Annotated in this window: 11 protein-coding genes; 6 read left to right on the forward strand and 5 right to left on the reverse strand. The window is 41.0% G+C overall.

The features are described from left to right. The 4 genes from K8S13_RS06805 to K8S13_RS25625 form a co-directional block, all read left to right on the forward strand. The coding region (locus tag K8S13_RS06805) for a hypothetical protein (protein ID WP_291461453.1) at positions 1-395 on the forward strand (395 nt) is incomplete at its 5' end. 65 nt (positions 396-460) lie between these two features. Next, positions 461-964, forward strand: a complete 504-nt coding sequence (locus tag K8S13_RS06810) for a PaaI family thioesterase (protein ID WP_291461455.1) — start codon at positions 461-463, stop codon at positions 962-964. Positions 965-983: 19 nt separating this feature from the next. Further along, positions 984-1,700, forward strand: a complete 717-nt coding sequence (locus K8S13_RS06815; protein WP_291461457.1) for an ABC transporter substrate-binding protein — start codon at positions 984-986, stop codon at positions 1,698-1,700. Between the two features lie 11 nt (positions 1,701-1,711). Continuing rightward, complete coding sequence (locus K8S13_RS25625; protein WP_367172543.1) at positions 1,712-1,885, forward strand: DUF2867 domain-containing protein; 174 nt, start codon at positions 1,712-1,714, stop codon at positions 1,883-1,885. Positions 1,886-1,906: 21 nt separating this feature from the next. Here K8S13_RS25625 and K8S13_RS06820 read toward each other — a convergent pair whose 3' ends face one another. The 5 genes from K8S13_RS06820 to K8S13_RS06840 form a co-directional block, all read right to left on the reverse strand. Further along, positions 1,907-2,584 (reverse strand): zinc ribbon domain-containing protein, encoded by a 678-nt coding sequence (locus K8S13_RS06820; protein ID WP_291461459.1) that lies wholly within the window; start codon positions 2,582-2,584, stop codon positions 1,907-1,909. A gap of 75 nt (positions 2,585-2,659) precedes the next feature. Beyond that, positions 2,660-4,678: a pyruvate carboxylase subunit B gene (locus tag K8S13_RS06825; RefSeq protein WP_291461460.1), complete on the reverse strand. Its 2,019-nt coding sequence runs from the start codon at positions 4,676-4,678 to the stop codon at positions 2,660-2,662. A gap of 38 nt (positions 4,679-4,716) precedes the next feature. Continuing rightward, positions 4,717-4,932 (reverse strand): hypothetical protein, encoded by a 216-nt coding sequence (locus tag K8S13_RS06830; RefSeq protein WP_291461461.1) that lies wholly within the window; start codon positions 4,930-4,932, stop codon positions 4,717-4,719. Positions 4,933-4,947: 15 nt separating this feature from the next. Beyond that, on the reverse strand, positions 4,948-6,501 hold the full coding sequence (locus tag K8S13_RS06835; RefSeq protein WP_291461463.1) for an acyl-CoA carboxylase subunit beta: 1,554 nt from the start codon (positions 6,499-6,501) through the stop codon (positions 4,948-4,950). A gap of 35 nt (positions 6,502-6,536) precedes the next feature. Beyond that, positions 6,537-7,283 (reverse strand): DUF6125 family protein, encoded by a 747-nt coding sequence (locus tag K8S13_RS06840; protein ID WP_291461464.1) that lies wholly within the window; start codon positions 7,281-7,283, stop codon positions 6,537-6,539. A 216-nt stretch (positions 7,284-7,499) separates the two neighbouring features. Between K8S13_RS06840 and K8S13_RS06845 the strand changes: the two genes are divergently transcribed. After that, a complete protein-coding gene (locus K8S13_RS06845; protein ID WP_291461466.1) occupies positions 7,500-7,772 on the forward strand; it encodes a MoaD/ThiS family protein in 273 nt (90 codons plus the stop codon). A 149-nt stretch (positions 7,773-7,921) separates the two neighbouring features. Beyond that, positions 7,922-9,476 (forward strand): ABC transporter substrate-binding protein (locus K8S13_RS06850; protein WP_291461468.1); only part of this gene is annotated, 1,555 nt, incomplete at its 3' end.

Raw genomic sequence — 9,476 nt, forward strand, 5'->3', positions numbered from 1 at the left:
CAATTTGCCGGCTTGGAATCATAGCTATTATACCACTTGAAAATTTTATTAAATCCTCAAAAAATATCAATGGGTTAGCTCAAGCAATTGATGCTTATGGGCATATAGTCTATTCAAGCAAAATAAAGTGTTCATCTTCACCCCTACAGGAATTATACAAAAGACATCCGAAGAATGATTTTCTGAAATATAAAATAGTTCGATGCCTGAGTGGTATTCACGACGAGTGGACTAAGTCATTTTTATTTGAGATAATACAAACAGGCTGCAAAGGACTAAAGTTAGAAGCCTTACGTAGTTTAATACTTTTAGAAATAGAAATACCAAGCAATTTTCAAAATGATTTTTCAGTTGAAATGCAAAAACTTGAGTCTTTTTTGAAAAAAAACTGCTGAAAAAATCAAGGTAACACTGAAAAACACATGGTTTATTTAGGTTAGCCGGTGAAATAAGGAATCAAATGGAAAACATTGACCGAAAGAGAACTATTGTTTGGGAAGATCCAAAAAATAGTGCCAGGGATGCTGCTTCAATTTCCGGGTTGGATTATCTGAAATCTATTAAAGATGGGAGAATCAATCCTCCTCCCGTAGCAATGCTCGTTGGATACAAAATATCCGAGGTCGATAATGGTTATGCTGTTTTTGAGCTTAATCCTGAAGAATACCATTATAATCCGTTTTCCACAGTTCATGGCGGAATTATTACAACTTTGCTTGATACCACAATAACCGCCTCTGTTCTTTCAACTCTCCAGAAAGGTATCAGCTGCTCAACGGTTGAGATTAAAGTGAATTTTATTCGATCGATAACTGCTAAAACCAAAATTTTAAGATGTGAGGCGAAACCGATTCATATAGGAAAACGATTGGCAACAGCAGAAGGACGATTGAAGGATAAAAATGGCAACTTATACGCACATGGAATAAGCACTTGTTCAATCTTTAAAATTAGAATAGCATAAAAATATAATGAGAGCATTCATGATATCTTGCATCGCAGCTGTTGTTCTGTGTACGTCAGCATTCGCTGAGGACATCTGTGTAGTATATGCGGAAAAAGGGTATATGCCATATTATTCAGCTGATGCGACCCGGGGAATGTATATTGAGTTTCTTAAAAAATTTGAAAAGCACCACCCTCAGTTTCCCTTTGTGCTCAAACCGTATTCCCGAAAACGAATGACTCTGATGATGCAAAATGGAGATGCGCATGTATTTGCCCTCAATAGTCCTGCATTCGCGGATACAAAGGCATATCTCTTTACAGAGACAATTTGGAAGGAAACCAGTGTCATTTTTATGCGGACGAATGATCTCTTTTTATTTAAAGAACCATCAAATCTGTTTGGCAAGCGGCTTGGAATAATTTTGGGAAACAAATATCCTGCCTTAGAACGGTATTTTCAGAGCAAAGACATTGAGACGCATGATGTCGTGAGCTCTGTCCAATTGTTTAAACTATTACGAAGCAAACGAATCAAGGCATTTGTGGGGGACAAATATGTAACTCTCTATCGGCTCAAACAAGAGGGATTCGAAGGTCAATTTGAATATGCTTCTACTCCGCTTTTTGAATTTGATCTGACCATACAAGTTCAGAAGACGCATCAGCCCCTTGTAGACGCGATGAATCGGTTTATTCAGGAATCAAAAGATAATGGTTTCTTATACTCGTTGGAAGAAAAATATGTCCAATGATATGATGATAAATAAAAAAAGATGCGTATTACACAGCAACTCTGGCTATTTATGTAAAACCAAGGGGCATTTATGGTCGACTTTATTTAAAATTGATTGAACCATTCCGCCATTATATTGTGTATCCGACCATGATGAAGACTATAAAAACACAATGGCAGGAACACCTTTTGTTGAAAAATTAACGTTTTAAATGTAGCAGATAGTCAGGCCCTGGACACCTCTTTGTTGCAATGTTTGCAAAGTGTGGCTCGTTTTTTGATAATCTCTGCACAATAGGGGCATTCGCGGGTATAATGTCTTTCATGAAGCTGCTCTATGGCTTTTTTCACCCCTTCCTGCAGGACAGGGGTTGGAAATTTATGATTGATCAAATGCTCTACTGCATCTGCATCGCCAAGTTCTCCAACCATTTGGGCTGCCTTAAGCCGTGCTTTGGAAGGAATCTTGGCATCAAGACAAATCTTTAAAATCTCATCCCAGTCCTTTGATATGTAATAATCAGTCAAAACAGAAAAAGTCTGCTTCATCAATTCTTTTTTGGCTTCTTCCCGGATCAGGACTTCATCATCCAATTTTCCGCCCGTGGCTCCCACAGGGCTGAAGACGGGCATGTACTCAAAATTTTTTTGTCCCGGTTCAACATAGCACCGATAGGATGCCGGTGCTTCCATGGTTTCCTTAAGGTGATCCCAGCCTTTTTTATAGCTTGGGCATTCATCATTAAAACAGACAAACATATACGGGGTGCCCCAGCCAAGTCCATCGCCAAAACTAAAGGGAGGGACTTCCCACAATGTCATCTCCACATCACAGTGCGGACATCTGGGTTTGTCCAGCTTTAAATATTTTTCAAGAAGTTCTTCTTTTGTTTCAAACGCCATTATATCCATCTCCTTTGGTAGTCTGTCGTTTTCAGACTACCAAAGTAAGCATATTGATTATTTTGTCAAACCGTATTACTCGATGACGGCAAGCACATCTCCCTTGGCAACGGAATCACCACTATTATAATTTACCGCCTTGATCACACCACTTGTTGGTGCAGGTAATGCATTCTCCATTTTCATGGCTTCAATGACGACCACAGTTTCACCTTCATTGACTGAATCACCCACATTTTTTTCATATTTAATCACCATACCCGGCATGGGTGCGGCTACAGGTGTACCAACCGATGCAGCAGGTGCAGGTTCTTCTTTTGGCTCTTCTTTGGCCGCAGGGGCAGGTTCTGGAGCTGCCGGAGCCGGGTTGGCGGGTGCGACTGGAGCTATGGGGGTTGGCAGTGCAACAGGTGCCGGCTGGACAGGCGCCGCGTAAGTTATAACCGGAGCCCCTCCCACTTCATCAACACCCACTTCAAAACATTCATCCTCCACAAAGACATTAAATGTACGGGCATATTCGCTTTTTTCAGGAATAGTTTCCAATTTGGCCTTTTCAACCAATTCACCTTTCTTGAGTTTTGCAATCATCTCATCTTGCTTTTCCACATCCTCAAGCGTGATGGCTTTTATGCTTTCAGGTATCTGCTCTTTACCATATTTCTGCATGAGATATTTCCTGCCGGTAACAGGAAAAAGAGCATATACGATGAGATCTTCATCATCCACAGCCAGATCTCCGATCTCTTCTTTTGCCTTTTCAAGTTCCAGCTCAAGCACTTCTGCAGGTCGGCAGGTGATGGGTTCTTCCCCTCTTTCATACCCTTTGAGTGCTTTTTTCTGTACCTCAGGATCAAGGGGAACACTTGTTTTACCATAAAGCCCGTAACAAAGGTCCTTTACCTGGGCAGTTACCATTTTATATCGTTCATCGGGTGTATCAAACAAGACATTATTAACCGCCTGGATACCGACAATCTGGCTTGTGGGTGTTACCAGGGGAACCTGGCCCAGTTCTTTTCTGACTATTGGAAGCTGTTTGTAGACTTCCTCAAGTTTATCCAGGGCATCCATTTCCCTTAACTGGTTCACAAGGTTGGACAGCATGCCGCCGGGTGTCTGGTGAAGCAGAACATTGATATCAATAACAGAAACTTTGGTATCATCCAGGAGATGTTTGTATTTAGGCATTACTTCTTTTTCCAGAATTTCATTGATTTGGGCCAGGGCGTTTATATCAAAGCCTGTATCCCTGTTGGTGCCGAGAAGTGACATGACAAAGGGCTCTAAAGCAGCATGGGATGTTCTGTAAGCATAAGGAGTCATACAGGTATCAATGATATCAACCCCTGCCTCAATGGCCTTAAAATGGGTCATGGGCGACATGCCGGAAGTAAAATGGCTGTGAAGATGAATCAAAGGCTTGACATTCTCTTTTAAAGCTTTGATAAGCTCATAGGTGTCATAGGGTGCCATCAACCCTGCCATATCCTTGATACAGATACTGTCTGCACCCATATCTTCAAGTTCTTTTGCTTTTTTGATATAATAATCAAGGGTATACACATCTCCGCCCATTCTGGGCTCAGTCAATGAATAGCAGATGCAGCCCTGGAAATGAGCACCGCATTCCTTGATTACCGGGACAACCGTTTCAAAATTTCTAAAATCATTTAAAGCGTCAAAGGTTCTGAAGATCTCCATTCCGTTATCAACGGTCTTTTTCACAAACAGCTTTGCAACATCATCTGCATAATTTCTGTACCCCACAAGATTCTGGCCTCTCAGGAGCATTGAAAACGATGTCTTTTTAAAATATCTCTTCAGGGTCCGAAGTCTTTCCCAGGGGTCTTCCCCCAAAAAACGGTGCATGGTATCAAAGGTGGCACCGCCCCAGACTTCCACGGCCCAGAAACCGATCTCATCCATTCTTTCTGCAACGGGAATCATATCCTCTGTTCTTCCCCTTGTGGCAAAAAGAGATTGATGACCGTCACGCAGAGATAAATCCTCAATCTTTAACGGATTTTCAGCCGCTGGTCTGTCTTTATCATAATTCATTTCAGCCGTTTTAACTTGGGTATGCTCACTCATTTATTTTCTCCTGAATAATTTATTTTTTTTATTGTTAATTATTTAAATATTCGCATCTGTATCATTGAATTGGCCTGCATATGGGTCTGTCGTCCCGATATTCCCCAGATATTATTTTGTTGCATGACCTGCCCGGGTTGTACTGCAATTTCCTGAACCAATTCGGGAACTCCGGGAATATAAGCCGCTTCTTCTGATGTCTTAATGTAGGCAAATACGGCAGCCATGGCTGCAGAAAGTTTCTTTTTATCCATTTTTATCCCTTTATCCTATACAGGTATATTTCCATGTTTTTTAGCCGGTCTCAGTTCTCTTTTTGTTGCCATGGCCTCAAGGGCATCAATGAGACGGGGTCGTGTTTGAGACGGTTGAATCACCGCATCCACATACCCCCTTGCAGCAGCGCAATACGGGTTTGAAAATTTATCATTATACTCTTCAATTAATTCTTTGCGCTTTGCAACCGGATCATCAGCCGCTTTGATTTGTCTTGCATGGATAATATTTGCTGCACCCTCAGCACCCATGACGGCAATTTCAGCAGTCGGCCATGCAAAGGCCATATCCGCTCCCAGATGTTTTGAACACATGGCAAGATAGGACCCGCCATAATCTTTTCTTGTCACCAGCAGGAGTTTGGGAACAGTTGCTTCCGAATAACACCATAAGAGTTTTGCTCCATGCCGGATAATACCACCCCACTCCTGGTTGCTTCCCGGCAGATAACCCGGAACATCGGCAATGGTCAGCATGGGGATATTGAATGCATCGCAAAATCTGATAAACCGGGTGCCTTTATCCGAGGCATCAATATCCAGGCATCCTGCCAGATGATTGGGCTGATTGGCAATAATACCAATGGAACGTCCGTTAAGCCTTGCAAAACAGATCACCATGTTTTTGGCATAATACTGGTGGGGTTCAAAATATTCCCCGTCATCCACAATGGATGCAATCACATCCTTGATATCATAAGCCCTGTTGGGATTGTCCGGTATGATGGAATCTAAAGACTCATCTGCCCGGTTGGGATCATCTGTCGGCGTCACATAGGGGGGATCTTCCATGTTATTAGACGGCAGATATGATAAGAGCTTTTTCATCTGGATGATGGCATCTTCATCAGATTCACAGGCAAATTGTGCCACACCTGATTTCTCGTTATGTGTCATGGCACCGCCAAGGTCTTCGAAAGTAATCTCTTCACCGGTTACAGCTTTGATAACATTGGGTCCTGTGATAAACATATAGCTGGATTCTTTAACCATGAAAATAAAATCCGTCATGGCAGGTGAGTAGACCGCACCACCGGCTGTGGGTCCCATGATGGCCGAAATCTGGGGAATAACACCTGATGCCGCTGAATTTCTAAAGAAAATTTCACCATATCCGGATAAAGCATCAATTCCTTCTTGAATTCTTGCACCACCGGAGTCGTTCATACCGATAATGGGAGCACCTGACTTTAACGCCATATCCATGACCTTACAAATCTTTTTGGCCTGCATTTCCCCCAGCGACCCTGCCCTTGAAGTAAAATCCTGGGCATAGGCAAATACAATTCTGCCATCCACTTTACCATGCCCCGTTACGACACCGTCAGCCGGAATTTCTACATTTTCCATCCCGAAATTGGTACATCTATGAGTGACAAACATATCCAATTCCCTGAAGGTTCCTTTATCAAACAGAATATCAAGCCGTTCCCTGGCATTGAGTTTTCCTTTTTCCCGTCGCTTCTCAAGAGCTTTTTCTCCACCCATTTCCATCATTTGCTGTTCTTTTTGTTTCAGCTCCTGGATCTTGTCAGATATGACTCCCATAATACAAACCCTTCCTTATTATTTATCCATTACTTTTATTCTTTTATACTGAACCGCCACGCACAAAACCATTCCTCCGGATGTTCATCCGGCGGACATCCGATACATTCGGTTATAATTCTTTTATCAATAGCACTTGCAAAATAGGCATATTCAACCAGCCCAGCCGATTTACAAGGATAATCATCCAATTTTTTTCTTTTTCTTGCAGACTGAACCCTGCAATCATTCATCTGGAATACAAAACTTTGGGGACCTTCGTCAACAACAGATTGCTCATTAATGAATGAGTACATCCTGAAATATAACGCTTTTTTTAGTCCTTCCAACCCGCACTGATCATCCAGCTTCAAAAGTCTTTTAATGGCAAATGCTTCATAGGGTGAAAACTGAGCCCAACAGGAATCATTACACCGTTTGGCATCGTTCATTCCATTATCAAATTCAACCGCCTGAAACCATACGCCGTCATTCACCAGCCAGTTTTTTGACACAGCACCCAAAAGGGCTTCAAATTTTTCTTCCTGCATTTCCTTCAATGCTTTAGGCAAACCATCTTCAAGCTCAAAACCCAAAACATCTGAAAACCTTTTTAATCCGATTGAAACACTTTTTTCCGTCGCTTTTTCAAGAACCTCCAGGGCCTTGTCCATGCCCATCTGATGCCTGACTTCAGTAAACCAAAAACCATAGTGAACTACAATTCTAGTTAACATGTCAACAATTAATCTTGCTTTCAAAGTTTTATCCAAACTTGAAGGATCAAAATTTTCATCTTCCATAGACTCACTTCCTTTTTTAAATAATCTTAACACATTAGTATTATTAGACGTTCTGCCGACATTAGTCCAAGATTTGCTCATTGTCAAGATTTGATTACAATATAGCTATGGTTAAGCCAACAAACCATTGTACTCGTGAATAAAATATTCTATCTTAGAACAATGAAAGCAAACTAAATTATAAAAAAACAAACGTTTAACTAAGGCTATATAAAAATGAGCATAAAAATACATATACATGTTACCCATCGCCGGCATACAAATGGGCAAAAAACAATAGAAGTTGAAGGAACCTCTGTTGGTGAAGCATTAAACAATTTTGTTGCCCTTTATCCGGGAATAGAAAACGAATTATTCGATAAAAAAGGAAAATTGCTCCATTATATTGAAATCTACCTGAACAAAGAGAGCGCATATCCCGGGGAGTTGGTAAAAAAGGTGAACGATGGCGATGAAATCCAGATTATTACCTTTCTTGCCGGCGGGTGATAAAAAAAGCGCTGTGCAAGGAATAACTTATTATGTTTTCAGTCATTTCTTGACTTGAATCTGATTTAAAGAGTATTATGTAGATAAAAGAAAATTATTCAAGTGCATTGAGATTTTTTGATACCCTTAAAGGATTTTTTTAATCAGTTATGATTGAATTAAATCGACATTATATATTTTTAATATTGATGTGGGGTCTTGTCTTTTTCAGTCCTTTGACCGGGCCTGCGGCCTATGCGAAAAACCAAAATACAGAACGTCTTGTGCTTCAGCTTAAATGGAAGCACCAATTCCAGTTTGCAGGATATTATGCAGCAATTGAAAAAGGCTTTTACAAAGAAGCCGGCCTGGAAGTTATTCTAAAAGAGAGAAAGCCGGGCATGAGCTATACTGATGAAATTTTTTCGGGGAATGCCGATTATGGGATTGGCATGTCGAGCCTTTTACTTGAAAGGCACAAAGGCAAGCCGGTTGTCGTTCTTGCTGTGGTCTTGCAACATTCGCCTGAAATTATAATTGTTCGTAAAGATTCCGGGATCATCTCCCCCCATGATCTGGTCGGAAAAAAAATAATGCTGCACCCCAAGGGAAATATCGAGTCCCGGGCAATGTTCCTGAACGAAGGTCTCCCACTTGAACAGCTTAAAATTATTGATCATTCCTGGGATATAAATGATCTGATTGAAAAAAAGGTTGATGCGGCCGCAGGCTATCTTACGGATATGCCGTTTATTCTTCAAAATCGGGGTGTTTCTTATAATATAATTCGTCCGCTGACATATGGTATCGACTTTTACGGGGACTGTTTGTTCACATCGGAAAAAGAAATCAAGGATCGCCCAAAGAGGGTTAAGTCCTTTCTTGAAGCGAGTTTGCAAGGGTGGGATTATGCAATGAAACATCCTGAACAAATCACTGAGTTGATTTTAAAAAAATATCGTTCAAAGCTTTCAAGAGATGCCCTCCTTTTTGAAGCAAATGCCATACAGGAACTGATGCAACCCAAATTCATCCCGATAGGACATATGAATTTTGGCCGGTGGAAACATATTGCAGATACTTTTGTGAAATTGAACATGCTTCTCCCTGAATACTCTTTGAAAGAATTTCTTTACGACCCGAATCTTCTGCCCAATTATGACAGGCTGATTAAGGCAGTTTGGATTCTATCAGGTGTAATATTGCTAATCATTATTTTCGCTGTATCTTTATTATTTTTTAACCGGAAACTAAACGAAATAGTTACGGAACGAACAGAACATCTTTCTATGGAAATCACTGATCGCAAGCGGTCGGAGGAGGTCAACAAAGTACTGTTTGCCGTTTCAAATGCGGTGAATACCACCCACAATTTAAAAGAACTCTTTGGATCCATCCATCATTCATTAGGCAGCATCATTGATGTTACCAACTTTTTTATTGCCATGGTGGATATAAAAAAACGCACCCTGTATTTTCCATATCATGTGGATACAGAGGATAATGATTTTTCTCCAATCACAGAGTTTGATACGAATGATTCCTTAACCGGTTTAGTCGTTTCCAAGCGCAGACCTGTTTTATTGAAAAAAAAGGAGCTTGAAAAACGAGCAAGCCAAAATGGTGTATGGGGTCCCACACCTCTGATTTGGATGGGAGCCCCCTTAATTGTTAAAGATGAGGTTATCGGAGTGGTGGCTGTCCAGAGCTATTTAAATTCCAGTC

The organism is Desulfobacula sp. (assembly GCF_021107415.1).

Bases quoted from the DNA above. Each gene is read 5' to 3' on its own strand.
- K8S13_RS06845 (WP_291461466.1), top strand. From the start codon at position 7,500: ATGAGCATAAAAATACATATACATGTTACCCATCGCCGGCATACAAAT.
- K8S13_RS06825 (WP_291461460.1), bottom strand. From the start codon at position 4,678: ATGAGTGAGCATACCCAAGTTAAAACGGCTGAAATGAATTATGATAAA.
- K8S13_RS06835 (WP_291461463.1), bottom strand. From the start codon at position 6,501: ATGGGAGTCATATCTGACAAGATCCAGGAGCTGAAACAAAAAGAACAG.
- K8S13_RS06810 (WP_291461455.1), top strand. From the start codon at position 461: ATGGAAAACATTGACCGAAAGAGAACTATTGTTTGGGAAGATCCAAAA.
- K8S13_RS06820 (WP_291461459.1), bottom strand. From the start codon at position 2,584: ATGGCGTTTGAAACAAAAGAAGAACTTCTTGAAAAATATTTAAAGCTG.
- K8S13_RS06815 (WP_291461457.1), top strand. From the start codon at position 984: ATGATATCTTGCATCGCAGCTGTTGTTCTGTGTACGTCAGCATTCGCT.
- K8S13_RS06830 (WP_291461461.1), bottom strand. From the start codon at position 4,932: ATGGATAAAAAGAAACTTTCTGCAGCCATGGCTGCCGTATTTGCCTAC.
- K8S13_RS06840 (WP_291461464.1), bottom strand. From the start codon at position 7,283: ATGGAAGATGAAAATTTTGATCCTTCAAGTTTGGATAAAACTTTGAAA.